The organism is Allobosea sp. (genome assembly GCF_036675845.1).
GTDB lineage: Bacteria > Pseudomonadota > Alphaproteobacteria > Rhizobiales > Beijerinckiaceae > Allobosea.
On the sequence record NZ_JAKFED010000033.1, the window covers coordinates 1 to 16,309 of the forward strand.

General features: G+C 68.6%; 14 protein-coding genes. 6 read left to right on the top strand and 8 right to left on the bottom strand.

The annotated features are described in order from the left end of the window. The 3 genes from V6M56_RS02615 to V6M56_RS02625 all read right to left on the bottom strand — a co-directional run. Positions 1 to 1,039 (bottom strand): ABC transporter substrate-binding protein (locus V6M56_RS02615; protein WP_332681020.1); only part of this gene is annotated, 1,039 nt, incomplete at its 3' end. 218 nt (positions 1,040 to 1,257) lie between these two features. Further along, positions 1,258 to 2,670: an amidase gene (locus V6M56_RS02620; RefSeq protein ID WP_332681021.1), complete on the bottom strand. Its 1,413-nt coding sequence runs from the start codon at positions 2,668 to 2,670 to the stop codon at positions 1,258 to 1,260. Positions 2,671 to 2,840: 170 nt separating this feature from the next. Next, a complete protein-coding gene (locus V6M56_RS02625; RefSeq protein ID WP_332681022.1) occupies positions 2,841 to 4,070 on the bottom strand; it encodes a M20 family metallo-hydrolase in 1,230 nt (409 codons plus the stop codon). Between the two features lie 185 nt (positions 4,071 to 4,255). On the opposite strand from V6M56_RS02625, the gene V6M56_RS02630 reads away from it, so the two are divergent. Together V6M56_RS02630 and V6M56_RS02635 are read left to right on the top strand one after the other, a co-directional pair. Beyond that, complete coding sequence (locus V6M56_RS02630; RefSeq protein ID WP_332681023.1) at positions 4,256 to 5,680, top strand: MATE family efflux transporter; 1,425 nt, start codon at positions 4,256 to 4,258, stop codon at positions 5,678 to 5,680. 258 nt (positions 5,681 to 5,938) lie between these two features. Continuing rightward, positions 5,939 to 6,415 (top strand): globin domain-containing protein, encoded by a 477-nt coding sequence (locus tag V6M56_RS02635; protein ID WP_332681024.1) that lies wholly within the window; start codon positions 5,939 to 5,941, stop codon positions 6,413 to 6,415. 40 nt (positions 6,416 to 6,455) lie between these two features. Here the strand turns inward: V6M56_RS02635 and V6M56_RS02640 are convergent, their stop codons facing one another. Further along, positions 6,456 to 8,525 carry a methyl-accepting chemotaxis protein gene (locus tag V6M56_RS02640; RefSeq protein WP_332681025.1) on the bottom strand — a complete coding sequence of 690 codons (2,070 nt, stop codon included), beginning with the start codon at positions 8,523 to 8,525 and terminating at the stop codon, positions 6,456 to 6,458. A gap of 462 nt (positions 8,526 to 8,987) precedes the next feature. On the opposite strand from V6M56_RS02640, the gene V6M56_RS02645 reads away from it, so the two are divergent. From V6M56_RS02645 to V6M56_RS02660, 4 genes are all read left to right on the top strand, one after another. After that, positions 8,988 to 9,743: a L,D-transpeptidase gene (locus V6M56_RS02645; protein ID WP_332681026.1), complete on the top strand. Its 756-nt coding sequence runs from the start codon at positions 8,988 to 8,990 to the stop codon at positions 9,741 to 9,743. Next, positions 9,712 to 10,365 carry a HutD/Ves family protein gene (locus tag V6M56_RS02650; RefSeq protein WP_332681027.1) on the top strand — a complete coding sequence of 218 codons (654 nt, stop codon included), beginning with the start codon at positions 9,712 to 9,714 and terminating at the stop codon, positions 10,363 to 10,365. Before V6M56_RS02645 ends, V6M56_RS02650 begins: the two co-directional genes overlap by 32 nt. A 93-nt stretch (positions 10,366 to 10,458) precedes the next feature. Further along, positions 10,459 to 11,763, top strand: coding sequence for a UDP-glucose dehydrogenase family protein (locus V6M56_RS02655; RefSeq protein ID WP_332681028.1), 1,305 nt, complete (start codon positions 10,459 to 10,461; stop codon positions 11,761 to 11,763). A 91-nt stretch (positions 11,764 to 11,854) separates the two neighbouring features. Beyond that, complete coding sequence (locus tag V6M56_RS02660) at positions 11,855 to 12,646, top strand: DUF2076 domain-containing protein (RefSeq protein ID WP_332681029.1); 792 nt, start codon at positions 11,855 to 11,857, stop codon at positions 12,644 to 12,646. 94 nt (positions 12,647 to 12,740) lie between these two features. On the opposite strand, the gene V6M56_RS02665 is transcribed toward V6M56_RS02660, so the two are convergent. From V6M56_RS02665 to V6M56_RS02680, 4 genes are all read right to left on the bottom strand, one after another. After that, positions 12,741 to 13,553 (bottom strand): L,D-transpeptidase, encoded by an 813-nt coding sequence (locus V6M56_RS02665; protein WP_332681030.1) that lies wholly within the window; start codon positions 13,551 to 13,553, stop codon positions 12,741 to 12,743. A 191-nt stretch (positions 13,554 to 13,744) separates the two neighbouring features. Then, positions 13,745 to 14,152, bottom strand: a complete 408-nt coding sequence (locus V6M56_RS02670; protein WP_332681031.1) for a hypothetical protein — start codon at positions 14,150 to 14,152, stop codon at positions 13,745 to 13,747. Beyond that, entirely contained in the window at positions 14,149 to 14,580 is a 432-nt protein-coding gene (locus V6M56_RS02675; RefSeq protein WP_332681032.1) for a type VI secretion system amidase effector protein Tae4, read from the bottom strand. The genes V6M56_RS02670 and V6M56_RS02675 overlap by 4 nt, the downstream gene beginning before the upstream one ends. A gap of 151 nt (positions 14,581 to 14,731) precedes the next feature. Continuing rightward, a complete protein-coding gene (locus V6M56_RS02680) occupies positions 14,732 to 16,192 on the bottom strand; it encodes a lipopolysaccharide biosynthesis protein (RefSeq protein ID WP_332681033.1) in 1,461 nt (486 codons plus the stop codon). Between the last annotated feature and the right edge of the window lie 117 nt (positions 16,193 to 16,309).

The window sequence follows — 16,309 nt, forward strand, 5'->3', positions numbered from 1 at the left end:
CTTCGGTGTAGAGCGGCGTGCCGGGGGTGAAGAAGCCGGGCAGCGGCTTCCAGAGCTTGTCGTCGTCGCCGACGATCGAGCGCATGTAGTCTTCCTGGTTCATCGCCGTCAGCACCGCCTGGCGCACCTTCAGATTGTTGAAGGGCGGGTGCAGGTGGTTCATGCGGAAGGCGCCGATATTGCCGAGCGGATCGCCGATATCGACATTGATGTTGTTGTTGGCCTTCAGCACCGGCACCAGGTCGGAGAGCGGCGTCTCCCACCAGTCGACCTCGCCGTTCTGCAGCGCCGCCGCGGCCGTCGCCGGATCGGGCATGATCATCCATTCGATGCGGTCGACCAGCATCTTCTTGCCGCCGGCGAGCCAGTCGGCAGGTTCCGAGCGCGGCGCGTAGTCGGCGAATTTCTCGAACACCGACTTGGCGCCGGGTACCCATTCGTCGCGAACGAACTTCATCGGGCCGGAGCCGACATATTCGGTGATCTGCGAGAACGGGTCGGTCTTGGCGATGCGCTCCGGCATGATGAAGGAGCAGGGCGCGTTGTTCTTGGCGAGCGCCAGAAGCATCTTCGGGAAGGGCTGCTTCAACACCCATTTCCAGCTGCGGTCGTCGACGGCGCTGAGCTCGTTCTCGATGGCCCGGATCATCAGGCCCATCGGGTCGCGGGCCTGCCAGCGCTTCAAGCTCTGCACCACGTCCTTGGCCAGGACCGGCGTGCCGTCATGGAATTTCAGGCCGGAGCGGAGCTTGAAGATCCAGGTCAGGCCGTCGTCGGAAACCTCCTCGCCCTCGACCATCTGGCGCTGCGGCTGGAACTTCGAATCGATGCCGTAGAGCGTGTCCCAGACCAGCGCCGCAGCGTTGCGCACGACATATTGCGTGCCCCAGATCGGATCGAAATTGGCGAGGTTGGCCTGCGGCACGAAACGCAGGGTCTTGGCGGCAGCGCCCTGCGACAGCGCCGGCATCGCAAGCCCACCGGAAGCTGCGAGCACCCCGGTGCCCGCGGCCGACTTCAGAAAACTTCTGCGGTCCATCCTTGCTCTCCCCTGATGCGGCGACCTCTGAACGGGCAACCTTGCCTGGAGTGTGGGCAGAAAAATCCGCCCTGACAACACACTTGACCGGCCGTGTCAGACGAAGATCGAGCTTGCAGGGTTCGTGCCAAACGGAACCGATTTGCCGCCGACACGCGCAGCACAAGGAATTGATGCGCCAGGCCAGGGGTCAGCCGCATAAAATTGCGCGATCGCACCTAAATCGTTTCAATCGGGGCATCGACCCGGGCGAAGGGCCGAAGCGCCTCGAAGGCGGCGGCCGCGCGCAGCACCAGCGCATCCTGCCCGAAAGCGCCGACGATCTGCAGGCCGGCGGGCAATCCGGCCGCCGTCAGGCCGCAAGGCACCGACGCGGCGGGCGCCTGGGTGATGTTGAAGGGATAGGTGAAGGGGGTCCAGCGCGTCCAATCCTCGCCATAGGCGCCATGGGCCGGCGTGTTGCGGCCGACGGCGAAGGCCGGCAGCGGCAAGGCCGGGGTCAGCAGCAGGTCGAAACGCGCATGGAACTGCGCCATGTGCAGCGCGAGCGCGTTGCGCCGGTTCAGCAGCACGTCGACATAGGTCGCCCCGTCGATGCGTTCGCCGGCTTCGGCGACGGCGACGAGTCCGGGGTCCATCTGCGCCCGCGCCTGCGGCCCCGCGCTGCGCAGCGCCAGGGCGGCGCCGGCCGACCAGAGCGTCATCAGCGTGTCGAGCGGATCGGAAAAGCCGGGATCGACCTCCTCGACGCTGGCGCCGAGCTCGCGGAAGGCCAGGGCCGCGCTGTGGGTGAGCGCCGCGATCTCGGGATCGACCGGCACGTCGCCGCCGAGCTTCGGCGACCAGGCGATGCGCAGGCCCCTGACGCCGTCGTCGAGGCCGGCGGTGAAATCGGGCGGCGCATCCTTGAAGGCGGTCATGTCGCGCTCGTCCGGCCGGGCGATCGCGTTCATCGCCAGTGCCGCGTCGCGCACGCTGCGCGTCAGCGGGCCGAGATGGGCGAGGAAGCCCATGGTCGAGATCGGCCAGGCCGGCACGCGGCCATAGCTCGGCTTCAGCCCGAAGACGCCGGTGAAGGCGGCGGGGATGCGCACCGAGCCGGCGCCGTCGGTACCGAGATGGATGCAGCCGAGATTGAGCGCCGCGGCCACCGCCGCGCCCGCCGAGGAACCGCCGGGGCCGGTGGCGATGTCCCAGGGGTTGCGGGTGATGCCCGAGAGCGGCGAATCGCCGACGCCCTTCCAGCCATATTCGGGCATGCTGGTCTTGCCGAGGAAGACGCAGCCCGCCTCGCGCAGCCGCGCCACCGCCGGCGAGTCGGCGGCGAAGGGCGCGTCCGAGGCCACCGCCGAGCCGCGCCGCATCGGCCAGCCCGCGACGCCGAGATTGTCCTTGATCGTCACCGGCACGCCGTCCAGCGGCCCGAGCGCCTCGCCCTTGAGCCAGCGCGCCTGCGCGGCCTCGGCCATGGCGAGCGGCACCTCGTCGTCGCGGACGACGAAGGCGTTGACCTGCGGCTCGAAGCGCTCGATGCGGGCGAGCGCGTCCCTGGCGACCTCGACGGGCGAGAGCTCGCGGGCGGCGTAGAGCGGGCCGAGTTCGGCGGCGGAAAGCGCAGAGATCGCGGTCATGGATTGCCCATTAGCTGAAGAGAGCAGGAACCGCTCCGTCATCCCGGCCGGAGCGCAGCGTAGCGCCGGGATCCATCGAAGGGCGTCGCGCTCCACGATGGATCCCGGAGCAGCGCGGCTTCGCCGCTTGTCCGGGATGACGGAGAGGCTGAAGAGGAAACCTCATACGGTCAGGCATTCGCCGCGCGCCAGGCGGCGCTGAGCAGGACATTGGCGCCGGCGACCATGTCCTCGTCGGTGCTGAGCTCGGCCGGATTATGCGAGAGCCCGCCGATCGAGGGGATGAAGACCATCGCCGTCGGGCACAGCCGCGACATCATCTGCGCATCGTGCCCGGCCCCGGAGATCATCCGCCGGATGGGGAGGCCGAACTCGGCCGCGCTCGCCTCGACGCCGGCGATCAGCTCCTCCGCGAAAGGTGTCGCCGGGAAGCGGGCAAGATCGCGGAAGCCGATCTTGATATCGTCGCGCTCGGAAAGCTCGGCGCAGAACTTGCGGATCGCAGCCTCCGCCTCCGCCAATGGCGCGTCCAGCGGATTGCGCAGGTCGAGCGTCATCACCACCGTCTCCGGCACGACGTTGACGTTGCCCGGCTGGACGCGGATCACACCGGAATTGGCGAGCTGGCCGGGGATCGTCCTGGTCAGCTCGTTGGCGAAGATGTTGATCCGCGCGGCGGCGAGGCCGGGATCCTTGCGATAGCGCATCGGCGTGGTGCCGGCATGGCTCGGCCGGCCGGTCAGGGTCAGCTCGAGCCAGGTGATCGCCTGGATGCCGGTGACCGCGCCCAGCCCTCCGCCCTCGCTCTCCAGCACCGGCCCCTGCTCGATATGCAGCTCGAGATAGCAATGGGCTTCGAGGAAGCCCGGCTGCTCCTCGCCATGATAGCCGATGCGCACCAGCTCGGCGCCGAGCACCGCCCCTTCCGCGTCCTTCTCGGCATGGGCGGCCGCGACGCTCATGCCGCCGGCCCAGACATAGGAGCCGAGCATGTCGGGATGGAAGCGCGCGCCCTCCTCATTGGTGAAGGCGATCACCGCCATGTCGCGCTTCGGCTGCAGGCCCGCGTCGCGCAGCGCCGCCAGGACCTCGACGCCGGCGATCACGCCGAGCGCGCCGTCGAAGCGCCCGCCGGTGCCGACGGTGTCGATATGCGAGCCCAGCACGACGGCCGGCCCGTCCTCCTGCCCCTTCAGGATGCCGACGATGTTGCCGATGGCGTCGACCTTCACCGAAAGCCCGAGCGCCTGCATCTGGCCGACCAGCCAGTCGCGCCCCTGCCTGTCCTCATCGCTCAAGGCGAGGCGGCGGCAGCCGCCCTCCGGGGTCGCGCCGATCCGCGAGAGTTCCGCCAGTCGCGATACCAGCCGGCCCCCATCGATCCGCAGGTTGGTGCTCATCTCGTCGGCGCTCCGTGGCAGGCATGGGATCGGTCTTTGTACGCAGCAGGCAGGAACCGGGCCGCGCGCGCAAGAGGCAGAATCAGCGAGGCGGCGCGGAACGGCAGCGCGCCACGCGCAAGGCGCGGCCCGCCCCGGCGTCGTGGGGACTGTGAAGCGGCGGTTTGCCTAGATAAAAGGCAGCGATGTCGCAGATCGTCCTCCCCTACCGGCAGGCGAGCCCCTGGCTCGCCGAGGTCAAGGCCATGCTGGCGCTGAGCTGGCCGATGGTCCTGACCAATGTCGCGCAGACGGCGATGACGGCGACCGATGTCTTGATGATGGGCCATCTCGGCCCCGATGCGCTGGCGGCGGGCGCGCTCGCCTCCAACCTCTACATGGCCGTGCTGATCTTCGGCATCGGCGTGATGGCGGCCGTCGCGCCGATGGTCTCGATCGAGCTCGGGCGGAACCGGCATTCGGTTCGCGACGTGCGCCGCACCGTGCGCCAGGGATTCTGGGTGGCGACGACCCTGGCGGGGCCGATGTGGCTCTTCCTCTGGCAGGCCGAGACGATCCTCAAGGCAATGGGCCAGAATCCGGCGCTGGCGGAAGCCGCCGCCTCCTATCTGCACACGCTGCAATGGGGCTTGCTGCCCTTTTATCTCTACCTTGTCCTGCGCGGATTCCTGGCAGCGCTGCAGCGGCCGTTCTGGGTCTTCGTGACCGTGCTCTTCGCGGTCGCCTTCAATGTCTTCGCCAACTGGGTGCTGATGTTTGGACGGCTCGGCTTCCCGGCGCTCGGCCTGCCTGGCTCGGGGCTAGCGACGGCGCTGGCGTCGACCCTGATGTTCGCCGGCCTCGTCGTGGTGGTCTCGCTCGACCGGCGCTTCCGGCGCTATCACCTGTTCGGCCGCTTCTGGCGGCCCGACTGGAGCCGCTACCGCGCCTTCTGGCGAATGGGCCTGCCGATCGGCACGACGGTCGGCTTCGAGGTTTGGATCTTCAACGGCGCCGCCTTCCTGATGGGACTGATCGGCCCGACCTCGCTCGCCGCCCATGCGATCGCGATCCAGATCGCCTCGCTGTGCTTCATGGTGCCGATGGGCATCGGCCAGGCCGGAACCGTCAGGGTCGGGCGCGCCTTCGGCGCCGGCGACAGCGAGGGCATTGCCCGGGCCGGCGCCACGGCGCTCGTGCTCGCCACCGCCTTCATGTGCTTCACCGCCCTATTGATGCTTCTGATCCCGCATTGGCTGGTTCTGCCGTTCCTCGACGCCAGCAAGCCGCGCGCCGCCGAGGTGGCGCAGACCGCCATGCTGTTCCTGTTCTATGCGGCGATCTTTCAGATCGTCGACGGCGTGCAGGTGGTCGGCGTCTCGATCCTGCGCGGCCTGCGCGACACGCGCGTGCCGATGCTGTTCGCCGGCCTCGGCTATTGGGGCATCGGCCTGCCGCTCTCGGCCGCACTCGGCTTCCTGACGCCGCTCGCCGGCACCGGCATCTGGATTGGCCTCGCGGTCGGCCTCGGCGTGGTCGCCGTGCTAATGCTCGGCCGCTGGCGAGCGCGCGAGCGGCTCGGCCTCGTGCCGGCTCAGGCATCCGCGATATCGTCGCCGGCCCGGACCTAGATTCTGTTTTTTTTGCGCGGAAATACTGCCGTCATCCTGGGCGAGCGAAGCTCGGCCCGGGATCCATCATAAGGCTCCGGCGCCCTACGATGGATCCCGGATCTACGCCGCTTCGCGGCTTGTCCAGGATGACGGCGCTGGTTCCGAGAAAAGTAACATGCGCTAGAATCGCGCACCCCAAGCGTCCCGCGCCCATTAGGCCCTCGTTAGCGGCCGTGGGCGGACGATCCCGGAAAGGCTTGCTCCCGGGAGGTCGCCGTGACGCCGCACGATGTCGAACTGATCCGTTCCAGCTTCGCGCAGCTCAACCGCCGCAAGACCGAAACCGCCCATCTGTTCTACGAGCGACTCTTCGCGACCGCTCCTGACACGCGGCAATTGTTCAAGGACGACCTCAAGTCCCAAGGCGACAAGCTGATGGAGTCGCTGATGGTCGCGCTCGCGACCCTCAACGATCCCGCCGGACTGGCGATCCTGCCCGAACGCCTCGGCGCCCGGCATCGCGGCTATGGCGTGCGGCCCGAGCACTACGAAGCCGTGCGCGCCGCCCTGCTCTGGACGGTTGAGCAGACACTCGGCCCGGCGTTCTCTACCGACATGCGGACCGCCTGGACGGCGCTCTACGACCGTATGTCGGCGGTCATGCTGCGCGCCGCGGCCAATGCCGACGGAAAAGGGGCCGCTTCGCTGGAAGCGGCCCCCTCATCCCATCCGGCATTACGCCCGACCGGCTGAAGGCCCGGTTTCGGGCCTTCAGGTTTCAGAACTCCCGGTTTCAGAACTCCTCCCAGCCGGCATCGCCCTGGCGGGAATTGGCAGCCTTCCTGACCGGTGCGGCTGGGCGGGGCTCGCGGCGCGGAGCGGCCTGCTGCTGGGCGAAGGCGGCCTCGGCGAGCTGGCGCAGGCGCTGCGGCTCGCTGCCGGCTTCGACCGCGACAGGCGCTGCGGCGCGCGGGCGCGGCGCGGCAGGCGCCAGCGCCACGACCTGCCCCGGCCCGCCGGTGCGGAAGCTCGCCACCAGGGTGTTGAGCTCGCCGATCTTGCCCGAGAGCGAGCCCGCCGAGGCAGCGCTCTGCTCGGCCAGCGCCGCGTTCTGCTGGGTCATCTCGTCCATATGCGCCACGGTCTGGCTCATCTCCTCGATGCCATTGGCCTGCTCGGCCGAAGCCGCCGCCACCTCCGAGACCGTGGTCTGGACCTTGCGCGAGGCCTCGACGATGCGCGTCAGCGCGTCGCCGGCCTGACGCACCAGGCGCACGCCCTCGCCGACCTCGTTATTGGACGACGAGATCAGCCCGGAAATATCCTTGGCCGCCTCGCCCGAACGCTGCGCCAGGGTCCGCACCTCGCTCGCCACCACCGCGAAGCCCTTGCCGGCATCGCCGGCGCGGGCCGCCTCGACCGCCGCGTTCAGCGCCAGCAGATTGGTCTGGAAGGCGATGTCGTCGATCACCCGGATGATGTCGGATATCTTCTTCGAGGCCTCCTCGATGCGCGCCATCGCCGAGACCGCCTCGGTGACGATGCCGCCGCCGGCCTGGGCCACCGCCATCGCCTCGCCGGCCAGCACCACGCCCTGCTGCGAGGCCTGGGCCGAAGCCTTCACCGAGGCCGCCAGCTCTTCCGTCGTCGCAGCGCTCTCCTCCAGCGACGAGGCCTGTTCCTCCGTCCGCTTCGAGAGATCGTCCGCCCCCGTCGCGATCTCGCGCGCCGACAGCCCGACATCGCCCGCCGTCGCCTGGATCGTCCGAAGCGTCAGCGAGAGCTTGTCGGCCGTCTCGTTGATCGCCTCCTTCAGATCGGAGAAGCGGCCGCGATAGGCGCTATCGACCCGGTGCGTCAGGTCGCCCGAGGCGATCGCCTGCAGGGCCTGGGCGAACTCCGTCGTCGCCGCATCCACCACCCGGTTGATCTCGTTGATGCCCGAGACCAGCTTGGCCATCTCCGCATCGGCGCCGTCCAGCGCAAGACGCGCCGAGAAGTCCCCGGCCGCCGCGGCGGCAACCACCGCGCCAACATCCGAAACCACCAGCGCCATCGATTCGGCCCGGGCGAGACGCTCTTCCGCAGCCGCCCTCTCCTGGGCCTGCAGCAGCGCGACCTGCTCGGTGCTCTGGCGCAACACCGCCAGCGCGCGGGCCATGGCGCCGATCTCGTCGGCCCGCTTGGTGTGCGGCACCGCGATCTGCGTGTCGCCGGCGGTGACGCGGTCCATGGCCGCGCCGAGATCGAGCAGCGGCCGGGTGATCGAGCGCTGGGCGAAGAACATGGCGGCAGCGAGCGAGGCGAGCAGCGCCGAGAGCAGCACGACCGGCAAGATCCACTGAATCTGATGGGTAAAGCGCGCGGCCTCCGCAGCCAGCGCCTCGCCCACCGCCTCGTTGCGCTTGGCGAAGGCGACGAGATTGGCGTTCAGGCCCTTGCGGTTGGCGCGGTTGAGCTCGTTGTTGCCCTGCTCGTTGGCGGCGGCAGTCGAAACCTCGCGTCCGAGCCGGATCGTCTCGGAGCGGAAGGCGATGAACTCGTCGACCGATTTCTGCACCCGCAGCGCCCCCTCGCGCTCGGCCACCGGCACCAGGGCGACGAGATCGGCCGCGAGCTTGCGCATCACCGGGAAGCGCGCCTCCTTCGGCTTGGCGAAGGCTTCGGCCTCCTTGGTAGTCTTCGACATGTAGATGCCGCGCGAATCCATCACCACCGCGAAGACCTGCGTATTGATTCGTTCGGTGAGCAAGGTGATCTCGCCCTGCACATCGGAGCGCAGATTGAGATCCTGGGCGCGCGACAGCGCAAAAAGGCTGAGACCGGCCGACAACATCGCGCCGACCGCGATAATGCCCAGCATAGCCAAAATCTTGAACCGAATCGATTTCATGCTTCTTGCGTCCCCAGCCCGGACCCGCTTGCCCTCGGGTCAACTGCATTTTTCGACGGCCGACGCTCGTCGAATGCCCATAGGCTGAAGAAAGCTTTCCACGGAACACTTAAAAGTCGCTTAAATTTGCTCGTATCTTGTGAAATCCGGCAATCATCGACCTCTTGTTCTGGCAATACGATCCGCTCGACGCGCACAACCCGCCAAATCGATCCGGATAGCGACATCTCCTGTCATGCGCTCGGCGCATGAGTCACTGTTGCCGTGAAGACACGCATTGCAGGCGCCTTGATTTCGCCACATCGTTTTCACCCGAGCGCCATGCGGCATGGCGAAACGAGAGCGGTCGAGCCCGTCGAAATTCGTCGGGAACTCGCGACAGTTTCAGATGTTCACAACGCCAGACCGCCAGCTTCTCACGAGCCCTTGACCATGCCCCCCCGCCAGCCCGCCGCCTCCGCCTCGATCTCCCGCCGCCGGTTCGTCACCCTCGCCAGCGCCTTCGCGCCGGTCGCGCTGACCGGCTGCATCAGCACCGCGCAGCAGCCCTACGAGACCAGGGCGCAGATGCACCAGAACGCGGCCTTCCTGTCGATGTATGACGAGCATCCGGAAGAGACGTTCCCGCTGCCGGCGACCGACATCTCCGAGGTCGATTCCCGCTTCCTGCGCCAGGAGGTGGCCTACCGGACCTATGAGCAGCCCGGCACGATCGTGGTCGATACCTCGAACCGCTACCTCTATCTGGTGCGCGAGAACGGCCGGGCGATCCGCTACGGCATCGGCGTCGGCAAGCAGGGCATGTCCTGGCGCGGCCGCGCGACGGTCGGGCGCAAGGCGGCCTGGCCGCGCTGGACGCCGACCGCGTCGATGATCGCCCGCGACCCCGAGAAGAACCGGCCCTGGGCGGGCGGCATGCCGGCGGGACTCGACAACCCGCTCGGCGCCCGCGCGCTCTACCTCTACCAGGGCAATCGCGACACGCTCTATCGCATTCACGGCACCAGCGAGCCCTGGTCGATCGGCAAGGCCGTCTCCTCGGGTTGCATCCGCCTGTTCAATCAGGACATCATCGACCTTCACAGCCGGGTGCCGACCGGCGCTACGGTGGTGGTGCTGAACCGCAACCCATCGAACGAACCGCTCCTGGAGACGGATGCGCCAGCACCCGACGACGACTTCATCTGACCGTCCGCCGATAGACGGTCTCGCGCTGACGCGGCTCGATCCGGCCGATTACGGACGCGCGCCGTGGAAGAACGGCGGCGGCGTCACCATCGACATCGCCGCGCTCTACCGCGACGGCGCCGTCGCCGGCTCCTGGAACGGGCTGGTCTGGCGACTCGGGCGCACGGCGATCGTGGCGCCGGCGCCGTTCTCCGACCTGTCGGGCCATGATCGCCAGCAGGTGGTCGTCACCGGCCGCGGCCTGGTGCTCGACACGCCCGAGGGCGAGATCGACCTGCGCGAGCCGTTCCGGCCGACCGGCTATGATGGCGGGCTCAGCATCGTCAGCCGGCTCGAGGACGGGCCGGTCGAGGTCGTCAACCTGATCGCCGACAGGAACCTCGCCAGGGTCGCGCTCGCCGTCCTGCACGAGGGCTCGGCGCTCTTCCTCCAGCCGGGCACGCATATCGTCTACGCCGCGGCCGGACCGATCGCCTTCGAGGTCGACGGCGCCGCCACCCCGCTGGCGCACGACCAGGCATTGCGGATCGACGCCGCCCGCCCCTTGAAGCTGCGTGGCGAAGCCGGGCGCGGGTTGATCGCCTCGATCTACCCGACCACCACAGAAACCCCTTCGGCCTGAACGTCGCGAGCTTCGCGATTTGCCTCGCCGCGGTTTTGTTATAGGGCCAGAGCCAGCCGGCAGGCCGGCAAGGCAAGAGGGTGAGAGCGCCGCATGCGCGTGACGATGATCGGTTCGGGCTATGTCGGCCTCGTCTCTGGAGCCTGCTTCGCCGATTTCGGCCATGAGGTGATCTGCGTCGACACCGACGCCGGCAAGATCGCCGCGCTGAACCGCGGCGAGATCCCGATCTTCGAGCCGGGCCTCGACGACCTGGTGGCGAGCAATGTGCGCGCCGGCCGGCTCTCCTTCACCACCGAGCTGCCGGCTTCGGTGCGCGGCGCGGAGGCGGTCTTCATTGCCGTCGGCACGCCCTCGCGCCGCGGCGACGGCCATGCCGACCTGTCCTATGTCTATCAGGCGGCGCGCGACGTCGTCGCCGCGATCGAAGGCTTCACCGTCGTCGTCACCAAGTCGACGGTGCCGGTCGGCACCGGCGACGAGGTCGAGCGGATCATGCGCGAGGCCCGGCCGGAGGCCGATCTCGCAGTGGTGTCGAATCCGGAATTCCTGCGCGAGGGCGCGGCGATCAGCGATTTCAAGCGCCCGGACCGGATCGTCATCGGCACCGAGGACCAGCGCGCCCGCAAGCTGATGGAAGACCTCTACCGGCCGCTCTATCTCAACGCCGCGCCGATCCTGTTCACCGCCAGGCGAACCTCCGAGCTGATCAAATACGCCGCCAACGCCTATCTCGCGACCAAGATCACCTTCATCAACGAGATCGCCGACCTGTGCGAGCATGTCGGCGCCAATGTCCAGGAGGTGGCGCGCGGCATCGGGCTCGACAACCGCATCGGCGGCAAGTTCCTGCATGCCGGGCCGGGCTATGGCGGCTCCTGCTTCCCCAAGGACACGCTGGCGCTGATCAAGACGGCGCAGGACATGGCGAGCCCGCTGCGCATCGTCGAGACCGTCGTCGCCGTCAACGACCAGCGCAAGCGCGCCATGGCCCGCAAGGTGGTCGCGGCCTGCGGCGGCTCGGTCAGGGGCAAGCGCATCGCGGTGCTCGGCCTCGCCTTCAAGCCGAACACCGACGACATGCGCGAGGCGCCCTCGCTCGCCATCGTCACCGCCCTGACCGATGCCGGAGCGCAGGTCGTCGCCTATGATCCCGAGAGCATGGACAGCGCCAAGGCGCTGCTGCCCGAGATCGCCTACGCGCCCGACGCCTATGCCTGCCTGGAGGGCGCCGACGCGCTGGTGATCGTTACCGAATGGGACGCCTTCCGGGCGCTCGATCTCGGGCGGGTCAAGGCGGCGCTGCGGCGGCCTGTGGTGGTCGACCTGCGCAATGTCTACCGTTCCGGCGAGATGCGCGAACTGGGCTTCGAATACGTCAATATCGGCAACGCCTGAGCCGAAATTTCCCGATATTCGCCTTGATAACGTCATAGGTCTCCACCACCTCTCGTTTGGCAGGGCGACCGCCCTGCCCAAAGGAGAGGAGATGACGATGACGCCGCAGGAACGCGACGTGATCGCCGGGATTTTCGACCGCCTCCGCCAGGCGGCCAATCAGCCCCGCGACCCCGAGGCTGAAGCTTTCATTGCCGAGCGGCTGCGCGAGCAGCCCTATGCCGTCTACGCGATGGCCCAGTCGATCTATGTCCAGGAGCAGGCGCTTGCCAATCTGCAGGCCCAGGCCGAGCAGCTTCAGGGCGAGGTCGAGCAGCTGCGCAGCCAGCCGGCGACACCAGCCGCGCCGGCCCAGTCGGGCGGCTTCCTGTCCGGGATCTTCGGCGGCGGCGCGAGCCAGCCGGCCCGCAGCGGTTCGGTGCCTTCCTTCCCGCAGCGCGGCGCGCCTCAGCCGGCCTCGCCGGCCTGGGGAGCCCAGCCCGGCAATCCGGGCGCAGCACCGCAGCCGGGCATGGCGGCAGCCCCCGCACCCGGTCCGTGGCAGAACCAGCAGGCGCAGCCTCCGGGGCGCGGCGGCGGCTTCATGGCGAACGCCCTGACCACGGCGGCCGGCGTTGCCGGCGGCATGGTCGCCGGCAACATGCTGATGAACGCCTTCGGCGGCGGCAAGACGGCGAGCGAGAAGGCGACGGGCGAGGCCAAGCCGGCCGAAGCCAGCACGGAGCCGAAGGACAGCGCCGCCGACAATACCCAGACGGCGGCCAACCAGCCCTATGAGGACCCGGCGAACAACTACCAGCAGCCCGAGCCCGACTACCAGGACGCGAGCAACGAGTCCTATGACGACGGCTCGAGCGGCTTCGGCGACGACGAGTGGGCCTGAACGGCCACGTCACGCCCCGTTGAACGACGAGGCCCGCCCGGCAACGGGCGGGCCTTTTTTCGGCGAGTTACCGCGGTGGGCCGGGCGGCCGGCGTCAGATCACCAGGACCTTGGCGCCGACCCGCACCCGCTCATAGAGGTCGACCACGTCGTCATTGGTCATCCGGATGCAGCCGGAAGAGACCGCCTGGCCGATCGTGTTCGGCTCGTTGGTGCCGTGGATGCGATAGAGCGAGGAGCCGAGATAGAGGGCGCGTGCGCCCATCGGGTTTTCCGGCCCGCCCTTCATGAAGCGTGGCAGATCGGGACGGCGCTTGAGCATCTCGGCCGGCGGCGTCCAGCTCGGCCACTCGGCCTTGCGGCTGACGTTCTTCATCCCGGCCCAGGAGAAGCCGGGGCGACCGACGCCGATGCCGTAGCGCAAGGCCCGCCCACCGGGCTGGACCAGGAACAGGAAGCGGCGCGGCGTGTCGATGATGATGGTGCCGGCCTTGTGCGGCCCGTCATAGGCGACCTCCTGCTTCTGGAAGCGCGGATCGACGACGCGCTCGATCGGCCGGTCGGCCGGCAGGGGCTGGCCGAGCGCGGCGCTGCGGCGCTCGTGGCGCGGCTCCATGGGATCGCCATAGATCGGAACGGGGGGCTCGTAGTCGGAAAGCCGGCGCGCCGGCTGCTGGCCATAGGCGCCGCGGGCCGGCCGGTTGTAGACCACCCCGCCCCTGCCGTGTTCGGTCGGGTCCCGCCCGGTCATCATCAGCTCGATGAAGCCGCCGCCATATTGCCCGCGCCCGGCCGATGCCGCAGTCGCCGGATCGGCCGGGCGCCAATAGGTCTGGGCCGTCGCCTGGCCGGCGGTATGGAGCAGCCCGCCGAGCAAGGCGAGGGGGACGAAACGGATCGCACGCATGACGCAACTCTCTCGACGCAAGGTGAGGGAGAGCCTGGGCGAGGCGTTGCAATGAATGGTGAATCGTTGACTCTGGGCCGCCGGAACGCCGGTAAAAGCGGCCAATTCCGCGCATTAACCTTAGCGACCGGCAAGCGAACGCGGTGAATCAAACCTTGCGGCGGACCACACCGCTGCACCGCCACGCTGCGTCAGAAGAGCCCGGTGAACATCTTCTCGTCCCAGCGGAACGGCGGGCAGGCCGCAACGCGGGAGATGGCGGGAGAGAGCGTGGCGGCGCCCTTTTCGAACAAGACACCGCGAACCTGGGTGATGCAACGCGCCCCTCGTGCGGGATCGGGAACGGAATGCTCGACCAGCGCGATAAGGTCGCGGCCACGTTTGTGCAGGCGCACCTTGCCGGAGGCGTCCTTGTGAAGGGTGCAGGGCGACGGCAGGCCGACATCGACCTCGCGGCGGCCGGCAGCCTCCACCCAAGTCAGCAGGCAGCGCCCGGCATCGGGCGCGATCGTTGCGCCGCCGGGGCCGATCTCGGTCGCGCTCGCCACGGGCGCCGCAGCCAGCGCCAGCGCCGCCGACAGAAAGCGGAAGCGCGTCATGTAAGCTCCCAGAACCAGATCTGTGACGCTTCATTGGCAGGGTCGTCATAGGATATGGCCAGGCCCGCGTTCCAGAGGTCGATATGGTCGCCGAGGCGCCGCGTCTGGTTACGACGCACGAAGCAGTCCTTGAAGAAGATGATGCCCTTCTTTCCCGCGATGAGACGCTTGGCTTCCGCGGGCTTGTCGTAGATCTTCGGCCGGCCGATCTTCCGGTACAGCCAGTTCGCCAGCGACTCCGCGCCGCGGGCGTGGCCGTGCGAGCATTTCGGCTCGGTATAGGAGCCGACGCTCACCGTGAGCGTCTTCTCCAGGTTGAGCGCGATGCTCATCCGGATCGCGCATTCATTGTCCAGGCCGTCGGAGCAGTGCCGGACAGTGTGGTCGGGATAGTTCGCCCAGAGATTGACGAAGCTCGGCTTGGCCATCGCACACCCTTGCCAACCAACGAGGGGAATCCGGCACGCCCCGTCCGGTGAAGCCGGCCGTCCACGCAAGCGGAGCCTTCAATAAAAGCGACGTTGCGTCAACTCCGGCGACCGGTGCCGCTCCTATCGCAAAGGCCTGAATTCCATACGCTCAGGGCTGCTCGCCAGCTTTGGCAGCGGGCGCGGTGCCGCGCATGCGACGCGTGGCCAGCCAGAGCCGCAGCAGCGTACGGCAGCGGGCGATGTCGAAGGCCAGCACCAGCCCGCCATAGACCAGCGCGCCCAGCATCCCCTGCAGGAACAGCTCGAGGGCGGGCGTGAAGCGGCCCGAGAGCGGCCAGACCAGGACCGCCATCACGGCGACGGCGACGAGGATCAGCGTGATGTCGCGGCCGGAAGGCCAGACCGGCAGCGCCCGCAGCGCGGCCCAGCCAGTGATGGCGAGCGCCACGACGAAACCCGCCGCCTGCCCGAGCGCGAAGCGCTCCGGCCCGAGCAGCGCGCCGGCGCCGAAGACCAGAGCGAGATTGGCGGCGAGGCCGAAGCCGGCGGCGAGCGTCGCCATGCCGGTGCGCTTGCCGAGCAGGAAGACCGGGTAGAGCCCGGCGATGAACACGGTCAGCGCCAGGAAGCCCGGCAGCAGCAGGACCATATAGGCCGAGAAACGGCCGTGGAAATTCGACGGCACCAGCAGCTTCTCGAAAGCCGGCAGCACCAGGAAGAGGCCGACCGCGACCGGCAGCGCCGCCATCAGGACGATGACCAGATTGCCGGCGATGCGCTTCTGGGCCGCGAGCCGGCCCCTGGTCTCGTCGAGCCGCAGGATCTCGCGCAGCAGCACGATCTCGAGCGTTGCGCCCAGCGTGCCGAACAGGCGCAGGCCCATATCGGCGGCGAGCGAGAAATAGCCGGCCTCGGCGAAGCCATAGGCGTCGGCGAGCAGCGAGCGGTTGAGCAGCGGGATCAGCGAATAGATCGCGTTCGCGCCGACCAGCGGCAGCGCATAGACGACGAAGCTCCAGGCGAGGTCGCGCCGCGCCGCCGACCAGGAGAACGGCGCATCCGCCAGTTGCCGGCGCACCGTCAGCAGCGCCGCCATGACGCTGATCACGCCGCCGAACATCACGACGGTCGCATCGCGCATCCACCAGGCGCCGCCGACCATGAGCAGCAGCGCCAGCACGTTCTTGACGATGATCAGCCTCGCATAGGCGGCGTCGAGGAAGCGGGCGCGGGCTATGGCGCCGTGATAGTCGAACAGGCCGGCGCAGATGCCGCCGATCACGGAAGCCGCGACCAGCATCGCCGGCAGCCTGAAGTCGATCCCGGCGACGAAGGCCGCGACCAGCAGGCCGGCGAGCGCGATCGTCAGCCCGGCCGCCAGCACGTCGAGCGTGGCGCGGATTTCGGGCTGGCTCTCGCGGGTCTTGAGCGAATAGAAGCGGACGGCCGAAAGACGGATCCAGTCGAGCAGCGCGGTGTTGAGCAGGACGATGACCGCCGCGCCGATGGCATAGCGCCCGAACTCCGCCGGCCCGAGGAAATAGGCGATGAGCAGGCCGAGAGCGAAGTTCAGCCCGGAATTGATCACGAAGGGCAGAAGGACGGTCATGGCGCCATCGCGAGGGGCTGGACCGACTCAGCGTCGGGCGCGCATGGACGCGCCCTCCCCGCCTAGCCTTCAACCGCCGGCTTTCCAAGCGGAAGCTGCGCGAGAACGGCTCGCGGA

Coding starts and splice junctions, on each gene's coding strand:
- V6M56_RS02660 (WP_332681029.1), top strand. CDS start 11,855: ATGACGATGACGCCGCAGGAACGCGACGTGATCGCCGGGATTTTCGAC.
- V6M56_RS02620 (WP_332681021.1), bottom strand. CDS start 2,670: ATGACCGCGATCTCTGCGCTTTCCGCCGCCGAACTCGGCCCGCTCTAC.
- V6M56_RS02630 (WP_332681023.1), top strand. CDS start 4,256: ATGTCGCAGATCGTCCTCCCCTACCGGCAGGCGAGCCCCTGGCTCGCC.
- V6M56_RS02655 (WP_332681028.1), top strand. CDS start 10,459: ATGCGCGTGACGATGATCGGTTCGGGCTATGTCGGCCTCGTCTCTGGA.
- V6M56_RS02680 (WP_332681033.1), bottom strand. CDS start 16,192: ATGACCGTCCTTCTGCCCTTCGTGATCAATTCCGGGCTGAACTTCGCT.
- V6M56_RS02640 (WP_332681025.1), bottom strand. CDS start 8,525: ATGCTGGGCATTATCGCGGTCGGCGCGATGTTGTCGGCCGGTCTCAGC.
- V6M56_RS02650 (WP_332681027.1), top strand. CDS start 9,712: ATGCGCCAGCACCCGACGACGACTTCATCTGACCGTCCGCCGATAGAC.
- V6M56_RS02675 (WP_332681032.1), bottom strand. CDS start 14,580: ATGGCCAAGCCGAGCTTCGTCAATCTCTGGGCGAACTATCCCGACCAC.
- V6M56_RS02670 (WP_332681031.1), bottom strand. CDS start 14,152: ATGACGCGCTTCCGCTTTCTGTCGGCGGCGCTGGCGCTGGCTGCGGCG.
- V6M56_RS02625 (WP_332681022.1), bottom strand. CDS start 4,070: ATGAGCACCAACCTGCGGATCGATGGGGGCCGGCTGGTATCGCGACTG.
- V6M56_RS02665 (WP_332681030.1), bottom strand. CDS start 13,553: ATGCGTGCGATCCGTTTCGTCCCCCTCGCCTTGCTCGGCGGGCTGCTC.
- V6M56_RS02645 (WP_332681026.1), top strand. CDS start 8,988: ATGCCCCCCCGCCAGCCCGCCGCCTCCGCCTCGATCTCCCGCCGCCGG.